The sequence below is a fragment of the Vibrio rarus genome (assembly GCF_024347075.1).
In the GTDB taxonomy this organism is placed as follows: domain Bacteria; phylum Pseudomonadota; class Gammaproteobacteria; order Enterobacterales; family Vibrionaceae; genus Vibrio; species Vibrio rarus.
In genome coordinates this window covers 1,606,427-1,624,480 of sequence record NZ_AP024900.1, presented here as the reverse complement: position 1 = coordinate 1,624,480, position 18,054 = coordinate 1,606,427, and the positions used below count along the sequence as shown (strand labels likewise).

Genomic DNA, 18,054 nt, shown 5'->3' with positions numbered 1-18,054 from the left:
ATAGTTTTTCAGATTTATATACGGGCAGTTGAATATTATGAGTAGTTATAGAATCAGTAATCCCTACTAACTATAAAGTGAACAAACTCATTAAATCTAACTAGCGATAACTTAAATAGTTATAAACCAACAAACGATAAACTATGTAAATAAGAGTTATCGTAAAGTTGAATCATAACTATGCAAGATAGTTCCCTCTCACGCTATTTTTAATAGCATACAACATATGTTCAAATTATGTTTGTGATATAAATCAATATATAAAATATATAATGAAAATTTTTGAAACTTCATACATTAATAACTGGTAAAAATAGGTTTTTATTGAACTTAATTATCAAAAGTGAAATATTAAAAACCATTTATAAATAATAAGTTATTAATTATATTAAAGTGGTCTCTTAATAAATAGAGATTAATTTATTTTAATGAATGAACAACAACGCTTATTTTCTGAATAAATGACGTATTTTTGAATAAATGAATGTCTTGCTAGGGGATGGCAATAATGAAAAAGGGCGCATTATTAGCGCCCTTGTTTATATCCAAATGCATTGGGTGTTAAGGGAGGGGGATGATGGTGACGGATTCACCGGCTTTGACTTTTGCGTACAAAGGGTCAATTAGAATGAGGCAGTTGGCTTCACTCATGGAGCGTAAGATCCCAGAACCTTGTGTACCTGTTGAAGCGACGACGAGTTGCCCTTGTTCATTCACCTGATAGATGCCACGAGTAAACTCTGTTCGCCCATGACGAGAGCGTAATGGCTCACTGGCTATGGCTTGCAGTTTGTTGAGTGTCCAATTGTTGACACCTTGCATCTTGCGAATGGCAGGTTGCACAAAGTTGATGAATGAAACCATGGTGGCTACGGGATTACCCGGTAGGCCAAAGAAGGGAGTATCGCCGATTGTGCCAAAAGCAAGAGGTCTACCGGGGCGCATGTTAATGCGCCAGAAGTCGATATTGCCATTTTTGTCCAGCACATCCTTGATGTAATCGGCATCGCCTACAGACACGCCTCCTGTGGTTAGAATCAAATCCGCTTGCTCTGCTGCTTGAGATACCGCTTTTTCTATAGCGAGATGGTCGTCGGCTAAGATACCTAAATCGATGACTTCGCAGTTAAGTGGCTTTAATAACCCCATAAGAGCATAGCGATTAGAGTCATAAATACAGTTTTCTGATAATGGCTCACTGGGATGCTGAACTTCATCGCCAGTAGAGAAAATGGCGACTTTTAATTTAGGCTTAACAGAACAATCAACAATACCTAAAGAGGCAAGCATACCCATTTCAGCCGCCCCAATAATACGCCCTTGATTAAAGACATTTTGTCCAATCGCCAAATCTTCACCCGCCAAGCGAACATTCTGCTTTGCTTTAATCGATGCCTTATTGAAGGTGATAAAGGGGATGTTGCCGTCCATTATCGTGTCGGCCTGCTCTCGCATGATAACCGTTGTACCATTACTAGGAACCGGTGCTCCTGTCATTATCTTAACGGTTTCACCCGCTTGTAATGGTTGAGGATAACGTTGTCCCGCCATGACTTCACCAACAAGAGTAAAGCGTGGCAAGTGAACATCCTCATCACGGATAGCGTAACCATCCATAGCCGAATTGGCGTATTGTGGCACATTCATATTACAAACAATATCGCTGGCTAATACATAGTTAAATGACTCTTCTATTGCTCGTTGCTGCACACCTGATATGGGTGACACCTCATTGAGTATGCGTTCAATACCTTGCTCTACCGAAAGAAAGGCGGGAGAGAGAGTATCGCAACTGGCTACGGCACTCTCTGGGGTTGGCGCTGTTTGCCCAGTAATGGTATCAATAATGAACTGAGCAATAGCCTCTAGATCGTTGATGTCAAAAGAGGGTAAAGGGCAATCAAAATCAATGTCTGAGGCAACGGCAATAATGTTGCTGTCTGTTGGGTGCATCCAAGGGTTGTCTAATGCCTTCCTTCGTAACTCAATTTTAGGAAATGATTGGCTTTTAAATCCTTCGATTAAAATCAAGTCAAGTTGCTGGTGGTCAAATTGCAATAACAAATCATCAAAGGCGGCTTCTTGATGCGCTGTTTCTGTGATCATGGCGTGACGGTAGCGCGAGCTAATTAACATTTGGCTTGCCCCAGCTTTGCGCAGGCGATAACTGTCTTTGCCTTGTTGGTCTATGTCAAAATTATGGTGGGCATGCTTTAGCACCCCAAGGGTTAAACCCGCTTGGGTTAGTTTAGGGATGAGTTGTTCAAGAAGTGTTGTTTTGCCAGTACCACTAAATGCGGCAAAACCCAAAATTGGCGTATTACAAATGGTCTTCATAGGTTACTTCTTAAACTGTTGTAATTCATGAGGTGAATTGAGATTAACGAAGCTGTCTTGGGTATCACTAAAATCAATTTGTCGCGTATTGCAGCGGTCATAAAAGAGGATGATTTTGCGTTCGCCATCATCAAGAAATTGTTGTAGACGCTCCAATACGCGGCGACGAAATACCGTAAACACGGGTTGGATAAATTGACCATCATGGGCCACTAAAATCTCATCGTCATCACCGATTTCCTGTTGCATACGCTGGATAAAAATTGGGGAAATTTGCGGGCAATCACAAGGCACAAAACCTACCCATTCACTATCAATGTGAGTGAGTGCTGCATGGATACCTCCCATGGGTCCAACAAACCCTTGGTACTGATCTGCAATAACAGGAGCGTACTCTTGATAGCGTTGTTGCGAGCGGTTGGCATTGATATAAATGGAATCGCTGTGCGCTGTTAGTACATCGAGCACGTATTCAATGAGGGGCCTTTGGTTAAGTTCAACTAGCCCTTTGTCTTGTCCTTGCATACGAGTGGCTTGCCCCCCTGCGAGAACAACCCAACTGATAGAGTTCATATTAGCTTCCTAACTTATTATGCGAATGGGTGGATTTACTGTGATTAGAGGCCTCGTCGATCACTCTAAGGTGTGGGGTGACGTAAAGCCCTTGGTTTTCTATGGTCCATTGGGTATCGCATAGCTCAGTTAACCCATTTTGTTGGTGGCTGGTGATCACGATACTAGCGCCTCTTTCTAACAAATCTTTAGCCAAGGTGACGATACATTGAATGGATTCCGTATCCAGAGATGCACTGGGCTCGTCTAGCAGCAGGATAGAAGGGTTAGCAACCCAAGCACGGGCCATAGCAAGACGCTGTTTTTCTCCTCCTGAGAGTACAGAGCAATGCTCATCGGCTAAAGATTCAAGGCCCACCAGTCTTAAAGCATTAATGGCCTGACTGCGGTTATGAGCTCGTTGTTTACCCGAGGCTGACTGCGCATAGCGAATATTATCAATCAGAGTGGCATCAAAGGTATAAGGGGATTGATGCAAATAAACCACATCACGAAATAGCTTACGTTTAAATAGACGCTGAAAGGTGGAGATTTCAGTATCATTAATCATGCCACTACTCGGTGTGGTGAGCCCGGCAAGAATTTTGAGAAGCGTTGTTTTGCCAACACCATTTTGTCCTTTCAAATAAATGGCATCACTTGGGCCTATCTGCAGGTGAGGAATATAGAAAAGCACGCGTTTGTCGTAGCGTTTCGACAAATCTTGGGCTCTTAATTGTATGGTCATTGGTTGTCGCCTCTAGACTCGTATATGACTTTGCCCACGCAAAGAGGTTAAGACAAAGTTCAGTATTAGTGCCAGCAGTAGCAGAACAATACCTAATGCCACCCCCTGAGAAAAAGCACCGCGTTGGCTTTCTAAGGCAATGGCGGTAGGGATATTTCTTGTGTGTCCGAGAATATTGCCTCCCACCATCATAGAACATCCCACTTCGGTGACGATGCGTGAAAATGCGGTAACAATGGCCGCTATCAGTGCAAAACGTGTTTCCCACATCAAAGCTTTAAATACTTGAAAATAGGATTTTCCAAGTGTGATGGAGGTTTCCACATTTCGCATATCAACGCTTTGATATCCTGCTTGAAGCATAGAAATAAGAATAGGCAATGCAATCAGAACCTGTCCAAGAATCATTGCCTTTTGTGTAAAGAGCCATTGCCAATCCCCCAATGGACCGGAGCGAGATAAGGTCATATACAAAAGCAAGCCAATCACCACAGTAGGGACCGCTTGCAATGTATTAATGATAGACGTGAGTATATTTCGTCCAGGAAAGGGGGCGTAGGCCAAAACCAAAGCAATGGCAATGGCCGGCAATAACGACAAACTCAGGGCCAGTAATGACACACTAAAGGAGATGGAAACCACCTTCCATAGTGCAGGATCAAAGTTAAGAAGCAGTTTGACCGCTTCAATACTGGTATCACCTATATTCATTATTTTGACGGTTTCGCATCAGCAGTGAACAGCTTTTGTCCTTTTACTTGAAACTGGTCAATGAGGTGTTGGGCTTTGTCACTCACCATCCATTGACTGAGCACTTTCGCCCCTTCAATGTTTAAATCAGGGTAACGTTTTGGGTTAATACGAATAATTTGATATTGATTAAATAGGGCAGGGTCACCTTGTGTCCAAATGGCCAGATCTAATTTCTCTTGATAAGCAAGCCATGTGCCTCTGTCGGTTAGGGTATAACCTTGCAATTCAGAGCTCATATTCAGCGTTGGACCCATGCCTTGACCAATAGAGCGGTAGTTAGACCAACTGTGTGGCGTGTGATTTTTGGCCCACAACGACAACTCTTTTTTGTGAGTACCGGAGTCATCACCGCGAGAAATAAAGATTGATTTATGTTGTGCAACTTTAGTTAATGCTTGCGCTGCGCTGTCACTCTCTAGCAGTTTAGCGGGGTTGTTTTTTGGGCCTACAATGACAAAATCGTTATACATGACAGATTTAGCATCAACACCATAACCGGCATCTAGGAAGGCTTTTTCCGCTTTTGGGGAGTGAGTGAGAACAATATCCACATCGCCCATTTCACCCATTTTTAATGCTTTACCAGAGCCTGTGACCAATAACTGGACTTCGTATCCCGTATCTTTAGTGAAAGTAGGCAGTAAGTAATCCAGTAATCCTGAGTGATACGTGCTGGTGGTGGTGGCCATACGCAAAGAGTGTGAGTCGGCATGAGCGGGTACAGTGAACAACAGTGCCGCAGTTAGCGTCAATAGTGCTGTTTTAGTGTATTTAATTGATGAAGATAGAGCCTTACTAAACATGGCTAATTAATCCTTACTTGATGATGTCTTGATTTGTATCGGTGGCATTTTTGCCGTCGAATTCAATTTTTTCAACGCCGTGATAAATTTGAAAACGAAGTCCTTTTGCTCGAGCAATAATGGTAATCCCAAAACGTTGTGCTAATTCTAAGCCCATTTGCGTGACCCCCGAGCGAGATAATAAAGTTGGAATGCCCATTTGAGCCACTTTAATCACCATTTCTGAGGTGAGTCGGCCAGTGGTATAGAAAATTTTATCGGCCCCTGACTCTTGCTTGAGCCACATTTCACCGGCCAGAGTGTCAACCGCATTGTGACGCCCCACATCTTCTACAAATGAAACCACTTCGCCGGGTTTGCAAATGGCACAACCATGCACCGCTCCAGCTTTTTTATAGGTGTCGTTGTAATGAGTTAGAGCCATTAAGGTTGAATATAATGCACTTTGTTTGATATTGGTTTGTGGTACTTTATAATTTTCTAGGCTTTTCATTACGTTGCCATACATTGTTCCTTGGCCGCAACCGGAGGTGACGGTTTTCTTTTGTAAGGCTTTTTCGAGGAAATCTGTATTTTCTTTGGTGACCACTGCCACACTGTTTGTCTCCCAATCTATCAACACAGATTCAAGTTGGGTAGGGTCTGATAAGAAACTTTGATTCTTCAAATAACCCAACACTAAGGCGCCAGGGTGAGATCCTAAGGTCATTAAAGTGACAATCTCACGCCAATTCAGTAAAACCGTGAGCGGACATTCACAAGCAATGTCTTTAGAAAGCGGCTCACCGTACTCATCAAACACGGATACGGTTTGAGTTTGTTTAGGCGCTGTACCAGCCACAATAAAATGGGGAGTTTGAGGCATCAAAAAATCCTTTTCTATACTAGAAGCAGTCATTTGAGAAAGGTTGAGGGAAACATATTTCTCTTGTACTCGAAATAAGTCGAGTAAAATATTCATTTATAATAATAGGTTAGCTTAGCGAGGTAACAATGAAAACGGAAGACAATTGGCCTATCCGATGTCAGATTATTCTACATGAAACACAGAATTCTAAATGGAAAACCTATAATTGGCACATTGAGCAGATTAATTTACAGCCAGTAAGCTCGGATGTGGGGATGGACGCTGAGATCCAACTGTTTAGAGATGAACGTACCGATTATCGTTTTAATCTCAATTCGCATAACCCGAAATTATTCGTGGTACTGGAAAACGATATTGAACAATTGAGTCTGGTGTCAGTGACCGTTTCGCAAAGCGTTGCGGGCAGTTATTTAGATGGTGATTATCTGGTGTTATCGGTGGATCTACCCTTGGCAGTGCATGCATGGATGGAGGCGTACCTTGCTCGCCATGGAGAGTTGATTGAACATAAGCGTAAAAAACGTAAAGGGGCAGGGCGTGCCAGTCAATAAATTAGAGAAAGGAGTGGCCGTATGAGTCGTCGTGGATTATTTGAACGGTTATTACATAAACATGCCGTTCCCGTTCAAGATGAAGAGTTAGACCCTTCTGATGTCCAGAGGGATTATGCCACTGTCCCACAAGGAGTCAAAGAGGGCAGTACAGAGGCCTGCACTGATACACAGTGTAGTGACCCTGTGGATACGAAAAAAGAGCCTTTGCATGAAAAAATAGCGGAGCAAGATGAGCCCCTTGAATCATTAGACAATGATGAGGAGTCGCAACAAGGGAGTGCTATGTCCGCATTATTGGCTTCTGATGCAGCGCCGGCCCTTAAAAAACGCGCCTTGCGTAATCTGTTTTTCAGTGGTGAGTTTAGCGAAGTAGATGAATTGAACGATTATCATCAAGATTTTAGCCAAATAAAGTCGCTGTCTGCGGATGTGACTAACACATTACGTCAATGGACCTGTGACAAAGTGGAGCAATTGAATGAACTCGATGAGGGACAATCACCACAAACTGCAGTGGTAACGAGTGATCCCGCGGGTTCATTAGCTGAAAACAGTGAGCAGGATGAAGCTCGCGACGGGCAAAGTGCATTGGAACAAGGCCCAATAACGCAAGATTTAACAAAAGTTACAAATGATAATGATAATCATCCAGTTGTAAATGATCTTGATGACATGAAAACAACACAACATAGCGAAATGCGCTTTTATAAAGAGGAATGATGTATAAATAGACAATTGAATAGATAAAATATCCATAAAATCACACGGTTAACATTTTTTTGTGCGTAATGCCTCAAAATTCCTATGGATTTAACATGCTTCAACAAAAAATCTGCAATCCTTACGTAAACCATTCACATAATAAGTAAAAACTTATTTATTAACCCATAGGATTCGAATGCTTAAGGATTTTTTAGCCCAATCTGTAACATTAAATGGGCAAGCGAGAAACTATGCGTTTACCCATACCTTAGAACTCTCTAATCTTATTCCTCCCACAGTGAGTTATGAAAGCCAAGGCGCACTGTTAGTGATTGCCACGGAACAGAACTTAGCACAACTGCAGTTACAGTTTGCCCAGATGGCTTCGGTGACTTTTGCATTAGAGGCAAAGCATAAAGTAGACACCAGTGTTGATGCCTATTACTTCACATCGGCACAACTTAGTGGTTATCTTGGTCAGTTTATTTTCACGGTTTCACAACAAGACACTTTATCTAAAATTGACTTAGCTCCGGTGGCCATTGCTCAGCCACACTTTGATGTGGTGCTCGACTTTAGCGCCCAGTCATACATAAATACGGAAGTGCCTCCAGTGGGGTATTTTCCTGTCGGACGAGGCTACCCAAGTCTAGATGATGCTGTGGAAGAAATTAATGCTTTAGTGGGAACCTTTGATAAACCAAAGTTTTTCCGTTTGGATACTGACAAATGTGCCCACAGCTCAAGGGGAGTCAAAGGGTGTGAACGATGCATCTTATCTTGTCCAGCTGGAGCCTTAACCAGTGAAGGGCGCGATGAAATTGGCTATAAGATAGAAATTAACCCCTTTCTTTGCCAAGGGGTGGGTACCTGTGCCACATCTTGTCCAACGGGCGCCATTGAATACGCTTTGCCTTTCCCAAATGAAACCCAAGGTTATATTGAACGCACGTTAAAGAACTATCATCTGCAAGGGGGGGAGAACCCCATTGTGCTGTTTTGTAGTGCCGAGCATGAAACCTATAACCTAATGGCCTTGCGTGTCCTACCGGATAACGTCATTCCCATAGTGGTGAATGAATTGCCCTCGGTGGGTATTGATACTTGGTTTGCCGCTCTCGCCAATGGCGCGACTCAGGTGCTATTTGCCGCCAGTAGAAGAATGCCAGCAACCATCATTCGCGTGCTAAACGAAGAAGTGAGCGTAGCACAAACGTTATTACGTCAGCTTGGAATTAATGCCGGTTGTATTGATGTTTTGTATTTAGAAGATCTTCGTAGCAGTAAGCCAACACTGTTTGAACAGCCACTACAGGTTGTTGTAGGAGAGGTGGAAGGGGATAAGCGTGCTCGTTTATTTCAAGCATTAGATGCATTGGCTACCACGTTTGTGCCATTGCAACAACAGGTTGCCCTTCCTCAAGGTGCGCCATATGGCAGTGTAGAATGTGATACGGACAAATGTACCTTATGCATGGCCTGTGTGGCGGTGTGTCCTACCGCAGCATTACACAATGAAGGTCAGTCACCTATGCTTAACTTCATAGAACAAGACTGCGTGCAGTGCGGATTGTGTGAGGGTGCCTGTCCTGAAGATGCCTTGAATCTGACACCTAGAATGAACTGGGATCGATCTTCGCGAACCACAGTGGCGACCATAAATAAAGATGAACCCGCTCTGTGTTTAACCTGTCAAAAACCGTTTGCACCTAAGTCTATGATTTCTATGCTTCAAACGAAATTAAAGGACAACAGTCACTTCTCAGATGATGCCGCTATACGCCGTATTGCTATGTGTGAGGACTGCCGAGTAGCAGACATTTATCAAGAAATGGCGAAAGATCCTACAAAACAGCTAAAATATTAAGGGTAAGCATGAATCAAGATGTACAACAGTCACCACGAGCTGAGATTTATTTGCTGTTTGCCACCTTATTTAGGCAAGCCCCCAATGGGCAACTCATGCAGTGGTTAGCAAATTTAGACACCGATGATAAATCGAGTGCGATGAGCGCAGATTGGAGCGCACTGAGTGAACAAGCAAAAGGTGCCAATTTAGAACAGATACAAGACGAGTATCAAAATCTCTTTATTGGTATTGGTCGTGGCGAAGTCATGCCATTTGCTTCTTGGCATCGCAGTGGCGCGTTAATGGAGAAACCATTAATTGAATTGCGCCAAGATTTGGCCTCGTTGGGCTTTGAGCGCAACGAAACCGTTAAAGAACCGGAAGACCATATTGCCGCATTATGTGAGGTGATGGCGATGTTGGTCGAGGAAAACGCTTATCAGCAGGGCGTATTTTTTAATCGTCATATTGCGAGCTGGTATAAAAATTTAGTGACACAAATTCAAGGTGCAAGTGCGGCACAGTTTTATATCACTGTCGCTTCTCTTTTCGCTTCTTTCATGGAGCTAGAAGAGGTCGCACTTAGTGAGCAGCATATCGCTGTTCGTTCTAGTGATGTGGATTAGGTTGAGGATGAATTCATGAAAAATAATAAAGATATTGATAATCATCGTCGCAGAGCAATGAAAGCTCTAGGTGGTGGTGTAGTCGCTGGAGCGATGCTGAGTACTGTGGCAACAACAGCACAGGCAAGCCCGGTTAAAGTTGACACCGAGCAATCGGTGGATGACAAAGGTTATCGCGAAACCAAGCATATCCGCGACTACTATGATTCACTTTAGGAACCCAACACTATGAAACTGACTAAGCGCTCTGAAAGCACCTCTAGCCCGAATAAAAAGTTTGGTATTTCCCGTCGTACCTTTATGCGTAATTCATCAATTGCAGCCGGTGGTGCTGTTGTAGGTGCTGGTATGCTAGCCCCTGGTATGATGAAAAAAGCGCAAGCAAACACGACAACAGCGCAAGGGAATACTGAGGTTAAAAGAACCATATGCTCTCACTGCTCTGTGGGTTGTGGTATTTACGCTGAAGTACAAAACGGTGTTTGGACAGGGCAAGAGCCAGCCTTTGACCACCCGTTTAATTTAGGTGGCCACTGTGCAAAAGGTGCCGCGTTACGTGAGCACGGCCGTGGAGAAAAACGCCTTAAATATCCAATGAAATTGGAAGGGGGCAAGTGGAAGAAGCTCAGCTGGGAAGAAGCCATTAATGAAATTGGTGACCAAGCCCTAAAAATTCGCGAAGAGTCCGGTCCAGACTCCGTTTATTGGTTAGGCAGTGCGAAGCACAATAACGAACAAGCTTATACATTCAGAAAAATGGCCTCCCTTTGGGGCACTAATAACGTCGATCATCAAGCCCGTATTTGTCACTCAACCACAGTATCTGGTGTTGCCAATACTTGGGGTTATGGGGCGATGACTAACTCATTTAATGACATGCATAACTGTAAGTCGATGCTGTTTATTGGTTCAAACCCAGCTGAAGCTCATCCGGTGGCCATGCAACATATCCTGATCGCCAAAGAAAAGAACAGCTGTAAGATTGTGGTGGCTGACCCAAGACGTACTCGCACAGCAGCTAAATCTGATCACTACATTGCGTTGCGTCCCGGTACGGATGTGGCATTTGTGTGGGGTTTGTTATGGCACATTTTTGAAAACAAATGGGAAGACCAAGAGTTTATTCGCCAACGTGTATTTGGTATGGATGAAATCAGAACAGAAGTGGCGAAGTGGACCCCTGACAATGTTGAACGTGTAACGGGTGCCTCAAAAGAAGAAATGTACAAAACGGCCAAGATGTTATCTGACAATCGCCCCGGTTGTATCGTTTGGTGTATGGGAGGAACCCAGCACACCACAGGTAACAACAACACGCGCGCCTATTGTGTATTGGAGCTTGCACTAGGAAATATGGGTAAATCTGGTGGCGGTGCCAATATTTTTCGTGGCCACGATAATGTGCAAGGCGCTACAGATTTAGGTGTGTTATCTCATACCTTACCGGGTTATTACGGGCTAGCACCAGGGGCATGGAAACACTGGGCTAAAGTGTGGGATGTCGACTATAGCTGGATTGAAAGCCGTTTCGACCAAACAAAATACCGAGGCAAACTGCCGATGAACAACATGGGGATCCCTGTATCTCGTTGGATCGATGGTGTGCTAGAAAATAAAGACAATATTGAACAAAACGATAACATCCGAGCCATGTTCTATTGGGGACACGCGGTGAACTCTCAAACCCGTGGTACCGAGATGCGCAAAGCGATGCAAAAGCTCGATATGATGGTCATTGTTGACCCATACCCAACAGTGGCAGGTGTGATGAATGATCGTACTGATGGTGTGTATTTACTCCCTGCGACAACCCAATTTGAAACACACGGTTCAGTAACGGCATCTAACCGTTCCTTGCAGTGGCGCGATCAAGTGGTTGAGCCTTTGTTTGAATCAAAACCTGATCATGAAATCATGTACCTGCTAACCAAAAAGCTGGGCTTTGCCGATCAATTATTTAAAAACGTAGCAGTGAAAAATAACCAACCAGTGATTGAAGATATCACTCGCGAATTTAACAAGGGCATGTGGACAATCGGTTATACCGGACAAAGCCCTGAGCGATTGAAAAACCATCAACAGAACTGGCACACCTTCCATAAAACCACATTGGAAGCCGAAGGCGGACCGGTAAACGGTGAAACCTACGGACTGCCTTGGCCATGTTGGGGAACCCCTGAAATGGGTCACCCAGGTAGCCATATTTTATATGATACTTCTAAGTCTGTGGCTGAAGGGGGAGGCAACTTCCGTGCTCGCTTTGGGGTTGAGTTTGAAGGAGAAAACCTTCTGGCAGAAGACAGTTATTCTAAAGGCTGTGAAATCCAAGATGGCTTCCCTGAATTTAGCGACAAGCTATTAAAAAGCTTAGGCTGGTGGGATGATTTGACCGCAGAAGAAAAAGCGGCTGCAGAAGGCAAAAACTGGAAAACAGACTTATCTGGTGGTATCCAGCGTGTTGCCATTAAACACGGTTGTATTCCTTACGGTAACGCTAAAGCGCGTGCAGTGGTTTGGACCTTCCCAGATCGCGTACCGTTACACAGAGAGCCACTGTATACACCACGACGTGACTTGGTGAAAGATTACCCTACATGGGATGACAGTGAATCTATCTATCGCCTGCCAACTTTGTATAAGAGCATTCAGGATGTGGATAAATCCAAAGAATACCCCATTGTTCTGACAACTGGCCGATTGGTTGAATATGAAGGCGGGGGGGAAGAAACCCGCTCTAGCCCATGGTTGGCTGAGCTTCAGCGAGAAATGTTTGTTGAAATCAACCCGAAAGACGCTAATGACCTTGGCATCAGTGATGGTGACATGGTTTGGGTTGAAGGCGCTGAAAAAGGCCGCGTGCATGTTAAGGCGATGGTGACACGACGTGTGGGTGCCGGTCTTGCATTTATGCCTTTCCACTTTGGTGGCAAGTTCCAAGGGGAAGATCTCACCGAACGTTATCCTGAAGGAACCGTTCCTTATGTTATTGGTGAAGCGGCCAACACCGCAACCACCTATGGTTATGACCCGGTAACGCAGATGCAAGAAACTAAAGTCACTCTGTGTAATATTCGAAAAGCGTAAGGAAAATAAATTATGGCTAGAATGAAATTTCTATGTGATACCAAGCGTTGTATCGAATGTAACGGCTGTGTCACTGCATGTAAAAACGAAAATGATGATGCTCTTGAGTGGGGCATCCAACGTCGCCGCGTGGTGACACTAAACGACGGAGAGCCGGGGGAAAGCTCTATCTCTGTGGCTTGTATGCACTGTACAGATGCACCTTGTAAAGCCGTATGTCCAGCAGATTGCTTTGAGTACACCAAAGAAGGCATTGTGCTACATAACAAAGACCTATGTATCGGTTGCGGATATTGCTTATTTGCTTGTCCGTTTGGCGCGCCACAATTTCCACACACCTCGGCCTTTGGTGAGAGAGGCAAGATGGACAAGTGTACCTTCTGTGCTGGTGGCCTAGAGACAGAAACCGGCTCTGCAGAAGAACGTGCTAAATACGGTTCAAACCGTATTGCTGAAGGCAAGTTACCTATGTGCGCTGAGCTTTGTTCCACTAAAGCGCTGTTGGCCGGTGATGCGGAAATCGTTTCTGACATTTTCCGTCAACGTGTTGTTGAACGTGGTGCCAAAGGTGCAGGTTGGAGCGATGGCGAAGACTTGGCATTTGATGCGACGAAAAGCTAACTAAGGGGAGCAATCGAATGCAGTTAGCGAAACAGTGGACCTTGTTGCTGTTAATGGTATTGGCTAGTGTACTTATGGTGGTGAGTACACCTAGTTACGCTGAACAAAAAGCCGATAACACAGCGCAAAAAGAAATGGTTCAATTGGCTGGGGCAGACTATTGGCGAGATGTGAAGGGCGGTGTTGAGGGTACGACTACCTCAGCATCTGCTGAGCACGGAGTGTTAATTAGTGTACCTGGACAAACCTGGTTCATTTTAAAAGAAAAATGGATGTCACCGGCCGCTGCGGTGGCCATCTTTGGTAGCATCATGATGGTGGTACTTGCCTACTTCTTAGTGGGCCCATTAATGCTAAGTAAACCTCGTACAGGTCGAAAGCTTAATCGTTGGAGTCGAATGGATAGAGCTCTTCATTGGACGATGGCGTTTACTTTTTTAACCTTAGCATTTAGCGGCCTAATGTTAGTGTACGGTAAGCACTTCTTGAAGCCTTATATTCCATCGGAGTTATGGGGTTTAGTCATCTACACGGCAAAACAGTACCATAACTACATAGGCCCGATTTTCTATATCCTACTGATTTTCATTTTTGTGAAATGGTGGCGTAAATCCATTTTTACCAAAACGGATGTACAGTGGTTTATGAAAATGGGTGGCATGGTTGGTAAGCACAAAGGGTCTCATCCATCGGCAGGATTTTCCAATGGTGGGGAAAAGGCCATTTATTGGTTATTGATTGTATTTGGTGTGGTTGTGGCGACCAGTGGGGTTATTTTAGATTTCCCAATTTTTGATCAGACTCGTCGTGATATGGAAATTGCCAACTTAGTACACATGATTTCTGCGTTGATCTTAATCTGTGGTTTTGTGTTCCATATATATATCGGCTTAGTCGGCATGGAAGGGGCATTGGAAGGTATGGTCACCGGTAAGGTTGATGAGACTTGGGCCAAGGAGCATCACGATCTGTGGTACGAAGAAGTGAAAGATCAACTGGAAGATACGCCAATGAAAAAGAACAGTAACAAGGATGAGGTGAGTCATGACTAAACATCACCGAGGTATTTGGTTTGCTTATATTGGCAGCTTCTTAACGCCGTTTACTTGTTTGCTTTCTGGCGTTATTGCCATTATTTATGCAGGATACCGTTTAGATAAAGACGAAGATAGTGACGTTATCATTTCGCATTATTACAGCTTGATCAGAAATTTCTTTTTGTTTTTGAGCTTCTTTGTGGTGCTGATTGTGACAATAGCGACCTCAAATGGTGTCTTAATTGGCATTAACGATTATTGGATCCGCAATAATCTGTTAGAGGAAGTGGCACACTTTATTCCTGTTATCGGTGGGGTGATTTCAGCGATTGCGATTATATTTTGGTTTATTCGAATGACCCGAGGCATGCGTTTGTTACAAGAAAACAAGCCAGTGCTGCAGGAGAAATCTTTGCACCAATTCTCGCGGGGCTAATCTCATTGTATTTTTCGTAGGAAGTCACGGATTCGCCTAATATGGCAATGTTATAAAGTGAAAACAAAAACACCAAGCGCTTTAGCTTGGTGTTTTTTTATTTAATGATAGCGCTTACTCTTAAACTGCTTCACACTTTTCTTATTTTGAGTGCGACGATTGGCTTTTTTGTCTCGTGGCGCGCGCTTACTTTGACCTGAAGAGGGTTTGTCAGTAACAGGAAAGGCCTCTAATTCGTACAGGGGTAACTCTCTTTGTGTTAACTGTCGGATGGCACTTAGGGATTCGATTTCACCGTGACACACTAATGAAATGGCTAAGCCTTGCTGACCGGCTCTTGCCGTGCGACCAACACGGTGCACATACACCTCAGCACTGTGAGGAAGGTCAAAGTTAATCACCACAGGCAGTTGCTGAACATCAATACCACGCGCAAGTAGATCGGTTGCAATAAGCACAGTGACATTATGTTGTTTGAACTGTTCTAATGTTTGTTGCCGTTGTTGCTGTGTCTTATTGCCATGTAATGCTGCACAAGTAATTCCCGCTTTGGTCAATTTTTTGCATAAAGCATCAGCATTATCTTTAGCGCTAATAAACACCAACACTTGAGACCATTGCTGTTGTTTAATTTGTGCTATAAGCACATTTGCTTTACTGCCTTTATTGACCAGATACAGGTTTTCTTGAATGCCATCGACGACACTATTGGTGACTGCGGTTTGAATACGTTTTGGCTGGTAAAGCATTTGGGATGCTTGGGCCTCGAGTTCGGCGGAGAAAGTGGCAGAGAACATCAGTGTTTGGTGTTTTTTTGGTAATAAAGCGGTGATCTTTTGAATGTCAGGCCAAAAGCCCATATCTAATAATCGGTCTGCTTCATCTAAGATCAGGCAGTGTAAATGATGAAGATCTATTGCCTGATCCATCAGTAAATCCAATAACCGCCCAGGGGTGGCCACCAAGATCTCAGGGCTTAATAATAGCTGCTGTTTTTGTACTTGTTTGTCGCTACCACCACACAAAGCTAACACCGAGACGTCCACCGCATTTGCAAAAGGCTGTATGGCTTCGCTCACTTGCTGGGCCAACTCTCGGGTAGGGACCAGAACAATCGCCTGAGTAGAGCATGGATTGAGGCGTGTTTTTTCAAGGAGAGCGAGTCCGTAAGCCAAGGTTTTACCACTGCCTGTTTGGGCAATAGTCAGCACATCTAGCTGTTGTAAAATAGCAGGGATGGCAAGAGATTGAACCTCTGTAGGTGCTTTGAAGTGAGACAACAGTAAGGTGCTGAGTTCAGGACACAGAGCAAGGTTGGAATACGGCATAGTGGTATCTTATTTTCGATGACAGTGGGAGAGTATTAATATGAGTAACTGAGCATGTTTCTCGGCGTAAACTGTGCTCAGTTACTGACTTAGACTCATTTTCTTAGTTTAGTTTAGTCTTGGTGCGTATCATTAGGGCGTAATTGCAGTTGAACACCCATCAAAAAATTACGCAGAATTTGGTCTTTACACTCGCGATAATGTTTATTGTCTGGTTTGCGGAAAAAGGCGCTTAACTCATGCTTACTCAATCTAAAATCCGCGGTTTGCAATGTATCGAGAATGTCTTCTGCTTTCATATTTAGGGCAATACGAAGTTTCATAAAAATCATATTGTTAGTTAAACGTGACTCCGCTTCAGGTTGCGCCCCTTCACGTTTACCTCGTTTCGTGTTGATAAAGCCATTAAGAAATACAGCCAATTCTTGGTCGATGATTTTACAAAATGCCTCATCCTCTTCTTTCTTCAGCCAGTTGCTTACTTGAGCACGAGTTACTGTTTGTTCCGCTGCAGCAAAAATATCAATCATATCAGCGTCTTTAAGATCAAAGGTATAGCGAATGCGGCGTAAAATATCGTTATTAGTCAAAATAATTCCTAGTTGGATTGGTCACAGAGATAAAGTGAGGAAGCACCTTAACACAGACCATCGAATGAAGAGTAATGTTAGTTCATATTCATCGTGATGCTTCAATGTGCATCACTTAAATATTAAGGGAGTAAATGACTCAGATTGTATGTTTCATGCACAATATTGGTTGACAAAGACAACCAACAAGTCTAATGTAGACTTTATCAACTAAATATTGAGTGCATAGAGTGTCGTTGTGCATAGATATTTTTATTCTATGAGTTTCTAAGAGGTGAGCTATGAATCCGATAACTAAAAAAGGTCATCACTACCGTATTACTGTTGAGGAGTTCGATTCTCAAAAGGAGAGCAAAACATTACAAATTGAATTTCAAGATAGGGAAGATCTGTTTCATTTAGTCGAGGTGTTGAAAAAGGGCAGTGAATTGCCAGCAGATGAAGCGACTCGATTAGGGTTGGCGTTGCGATTGCTAGGACCTGTCATGATGCAAAAAAGAAAACATCCATTATTTCTAGATTTTATGCCTCATTTTAAAGTGTTTATGCAAAACTTGAAAAGCAAGATGAAGGCTAGCGTGCAAGGAGACCATTAATACCAAGCACACTAAGTAAGTGTTCAGAAATAGCGCAGGAAAAATGCTCGAAAACAAGGCAGAATTTTTCGATAAGTAGTTATTCTACAATCAAAAATTCTAACGCAGTTATCGAGTATTTTAACAAGCTAGAATGATCAGTTATTTAGTACGATTAATGGAATAAATATGCAGTGTTTATGGGATTGCGCATTGGTGATGCTGAAAATTGTTGGAATAGATTAGGCTTAATTCAAGTTTAGTAACTTTGATCACGGATTCGAAAAACAAATGGCAGCAAACGTTAGTTGCATATACAAGCAGACCGTCAACTTGGTGTATATGTAGTATATAGAAGTACTTATTGTTAATTGTTTATGTTTTTGGAGAGTCATAGTGGCACTAGTAACTAAATTTTGTCCAGCTTGCGGTGAAGGCACAACCCATGAAACCACACACCCAATGCATTGGCTTCATTTAATTATGACCATCTTTACCGGTGGGTTGTGGGGCGTTATCTGGTTATGGCGCGGTTTGATGAACCGTCCTAGTGTGTGTTGTAACTGTGGTTGTGATAATTCATAGTTGCGA

The 18,054-nt window shown here is 43.4% G+C and carries 19 protein-coding genes; 11 read left to right on the top strand and 8 right to left on the bottom strand.

Annotated elements, in window-relative coordinates; translation table 11 throughout:
* Window positions 1-561: 561 nt before the first annotated feature.
* The 6 genes from OCU56_RS07550 to OCU56_RS07525 are packed head-to-tail and all read right to left on the bottom strand — an operon-like array spanning window position 562 to window position 6,058.
* Window positions 562-2,337, bottom strand: coding sequence for a bifunctional molybdopterin-guanine dinucleotide biosynthesis adaptor protein MobB/molybdopterin molybdotransferase MoeA (locus OCU56_RS07550; protein WP_261872624.1), 1,776 nt, complete (start codon window positions 2,335-2,337; stop codon window positions 562-564).
* Between the two features lie 3 nt (window positions 2,338-2,340).
* Window positions 2,341-2,910, bottom strand: a complete 570-nt coding sequence (mobA, locus tag OCU56_RS07545) for a molybdenum cofactor guanylyltransferase MobA (protein ID WP_261872623.1) — start codon at window positions 2,908-2,910, stop codon at window positions 2,341-2,343.
* Window position 2,911: 1 nt separating this feature from the next.
* Complete coding sequence (locus tag OCU56_RS07540; RefSeq protein ID WP_261872622.1) at window positions 2,912-3,637, bottom strand: ABC transporter ATP-binding protein; 726 nt, start codon at window positions 3,635-3,637, stop codon at window positions 2,912-2,914.
* A 12-nt stretch (window positions 3,638-3,649) separates the two neighbouring features.
* Entirely contained in the window at window positions 3,650-4,348 is a 699-nt protein-coding gene (locus tag OCU56_RS07535; protein WP_261872621.1) for an ABC transporter permease, read from the bottom strand.
* Entirely contained in the window at window positions 4,348-5,193 is an 846-nt protein-coding gene (locus OCU56_RS07530) for a substrate-binding domain-containing protein (protein ID WP_261872620.1), read from the bottom strand. The genes OCU56_RS07535 and OCU56_RS07530 overlap by 1 nt, the downstream gene beginning before the upstream one ends.
* 13 nt (window positions 5,194-5,206) lie before the next feature.
* Window positions 5,207-6,058, bottom strand: a complete 852-nt coding sequence (locus OCU56_RS07525) for a formate dehydrogenase accessory sulfurtransferase FdhD (protein ID WP_261872619.1) — start codon at window positions 6,056-6,058, stop codon at window positions 5,207-5,209.
* 128 nt (window positions 6,059-6,186) lie between these two features.
* Between OCU56_RS07525 and OCU56_RS07520 the strand changes: the two genes are divergently transcribed.
* The 9 genes from OCU56_RS07520 (at window position 6,187) to OCU56_RS07480 (ending at window position 14,970) form a co-directional block, all read left to right on the top strand.
* Window positions 6,187-6,612, top strand: a complete 426-nt coding sequence (locus tag OCU56_RS07520) for a DUF3305 domain-containing protein (protein ID WP_261872618.1) — start codon at window positions 6,187-6,189, stop codon at window positions 6,610-6,612.
* Window positions 6,613-6,633: 21 nt separating this feature from the next.
* Window positions 6,634-7,335 (top strand): DUF3306 domain-containing protein, encoded by a 702-nt coding sequence (locus tag OCU56_RS07515; RefSeq protein WP_261872617.1) that lies wholly within the window; start codon window positions 6,634-6,636, stop codon window positions 7,333-7,335.
* A gap of 178 nt (window positions 7,336-7,513) precedes the next feature.
* Window positions 7,514-9,184, top strand: a complete 1,671-nt coding sequence (locus OCU56_RS07510; RefSeq protein ID WP_261872616.1) for a 4Fe-4S binding protein — start codon at window positions 7,514-7,516, stop codon at window positions 9,182-9,184.
* An 8-nt stretch (window positions 9,185-9,192) separates the two neighbouring features.
* The gene (locus OCU56_RS07505) at window positions 9,193-9,792 is read left to right on the top strand and encodes a TorD/DmsD family molecular chaperone (protein WP_261872615.1); all 600 of its coding nucleotides are present in this window, start codon (window positions 9,193-9,195) and stop codon (window positions 9,790-9,792) included.
* Between the two features lie 15 nt (window positions 9,793-9,807).
* The gene (locus OCU56_RS07500; protein ID WP_261872614.1) at window positions 9,808-10,008 is read left to right on the top strand and encodes a hypothetical protein; all 201 of its coding nucleotides are present in this window, start codon (window positions 9,808-9,810) and stop codon (window positions 10,006-10,008) included.
* A 12-nt stretch (window positions 10,009-10,020) separates the two neighbouring features.
* Window positions 10,021-12,876, top strand: coding sequence for a formate dehydrogenase subunit alpha (locus tag OCU56_RS07495; RefSeq protein ID WP_261872613.1), 2,856 nt, complete (start codon window positions 10,021-10,023; stop codon window positions 12,874-12,876).
* Between the two features lie 12 nt (window positions 12,877-12,888).
* A complete protein-coding gene (fdh3B, locus tag OCU56_RS07490) occupies window positions 12,889-13,497 on the top strand; it encodes a formate dehydrogenase FDH3 subunit beta (RefSeq protein ID WP_261872612.1) in 609 nt (202 codons plus the stop codon).
* 17 nt (window positions 13,498-13,514) lie between these two features.
* Complete coding sequence (locus tag OCU56_RS07485) at window positions 13,515-14,549, top strand: formate dehydrogenase subunit gamma (protein ID WP_261872611.1); 1,035 nt, start codon at window positions 13,515-13,517, stop codon at window positions 14,547-14,549.
* Window positions 14,542-14,970, top strand: a complete 429-nt coding sequence (locus tag OCU56_RS07480; protein ID WP_261872610.1) for a hypothetical protein — start codon at window positions 14,542-14,544, stop codon at window positions 14,968-14,970. The genes OCU56_RS07485 and OCU56_RS07480 overlap by 8 nt, the downstream gene beginning before the upstream one ends.
* 101 nt (window positions 14,971-15,071) lie before the next feature.
* Here the strand turns inward: OCU56_RS07480 and OCU56_RS07475 are convergent, their stop codons facing one another.
* The gene (locus OCU56_RS07475) at window positions 15,072-16,298 is read right to left on the bottom strand and encodes a DEAD/DEAH box helicase (protein WP_261872609.1); all 1,227 of its coding nucleotides are present in this window, start codon (window positions 16,296-16,298) and stop codon (window positions 15,072-15,074) included.
* Window positions 16,299-16,411: 113 nt separating this feature from the next.
* A complete protein-coding gene (locus OCU56_RS07470; RefSeq protein WP_261872608.1) occupies window positions 16,412-16,888 on the bottom strand; it encodes a YehS family protein in 477 nt (158 codons plus the stop codon).
* Window positions 16,889-17,169: 281 nt separating this feature from the next.
* On the opposite strand from OCU56_RS07470, the gene OCU56_RS07465 reads away from it, so the two are divergent.
* Both OCU56_RS07465 and OCU56_RS07460 read left to right on the top strand, forming a co-directional pair.
* A complete protein-coding gene (locus OCU56_RS07465) occupies window positions 17,170-17,484 on the top strand; it encodes a DUF3861 domain-containing protein (RefSeq protein WP_261872607.1) in 315 nt (104 codons plus the stop codon).
* A 375-nt stretch (window positions 17,485-17,859) separates the two neighbouring features.
* Window positions 17,860-18,048, top strand: a complete 189-nt coding sequence (locus OCU56_RS07460; RefSeq protein WP_261872606.1) for a hypothetical protein — start codon at window positions 17,860-17,862, stop codon at window positions 18,046-18,048.
* Window positions 18,049-18,054: the final 6 nt, after the last annotated feature.

Coding starts and splice junctions, on each gene's coding strand:
- OCU56_RS07485 (WP_261872611.1), top strand. CDS start 13,515: ATGCAGTTAGCGAAACAGTGGACCTTGTTGCTGTTAATGGTATTGGCT.
- OCU56_RS07535 (WP_261872621.1), bottom strand. CDS start 4,348: ATGAATATAGGTGATACCAGTATTGAAGCGGTCAAACTGCTTCTTAAC.
- fdh3B (WP_261872612.1), top strand. CDS start 12,889: ATGGCTAGAATGAAATTTCTATGTGATACCAAGCGTTGTATCGAATGT.
- OCU56_RS07520 (WP_261872618.1), top strand. CDS start 6,187: ATGAAAACGGAAGACAATTGGCCTATCCGATGTCAGATTATTCTACAT.
- OCU56_RS07510 (WP_261872616.1), top strand. CDS start 7,514: ATGCTTAAGGATTTTTTAGCCCAATCTGTAACATTAAATGGGCAAGCG.
- OCU56_RS07475 (WP_261872609.1), bottom strand. CDS start 16,298: ATGCCGTATTCCAACCTTGCTCTGTGTCCTGAACTCAGCACCTTACTG.
- OCU56_RS07495 (WP_261872613.1), top strand. CDS start 10,021: ATGAAACTGACTAAGCGCTCTGAAAGCACCTCTAGCCCGAATAAAAAG.
- OCU56_RS07525 (WP_261872619.1), bottom strand. CDS start 6,058: ATGCCTCAAACTCCCCATTTTATTGTGGCTGGTACAGCGCCTAAACAA.
- OCU56_RS07515 (WP_261872617.1), top strand. CDS start 6,634: ATGAGTCGTCGTGGATTATTTGAACGGTTATTACATAAACATGCCGTT.
- OCU56_RS07465 (WP_261872607.1), top strand. CDS start 17,170: ATGAATCCGATAACTAAAAAAGGTCATCACTACCGTATTACTGTTGAG.
- OCU56_RS07530 (WP_261872620.1), bottom strand. CDS start 5,193: ATGTTTAGTAAGGCTCTATCTTCATCAATTAAATACACTAAAACAGCA.
- OCU56_RS07540 (WP_261872622.1), bottom strand. CDS start 3,637: ATGACCATACAATTAAGAGCCCAAGATTTGTCGAAACGCTACGACAAA.
- OCU56_RS07550 (WP_261872624.1), bottom strand. CDS start 2,337: ATGAAGACCATTTGTAATACGCCAATTTTGGGTTTTGCCGCATTTAGT.
- OCU56_RS07500 (WP_261872614.1), top strand. CDS start 9,808: ATGAAAAATAATAAAGATATTGATAATCATCGTCGCAGAGCAATGAAA.
- OCU56_RS07505 (WP_261872615.1), top strand. CDS start 9,193: ATGAATCAAGATGTACAACAGTCACCACGAGCTGAGATTTATTTGCTG.
- mobA (WP_261872623.1), bottom strand. CDS start 2,910: ATGAACTCTATCAGTTGGGTTGTTCTCGCAGGGGGGCAAGCCACTCGT.
- OCU56_RS07480 (WP_261872610.1), top strand. CDS start 14,542: ATGACTAAACATCACCGAGGTATTTGGTTTGCTTATATTGGCAGCTTC.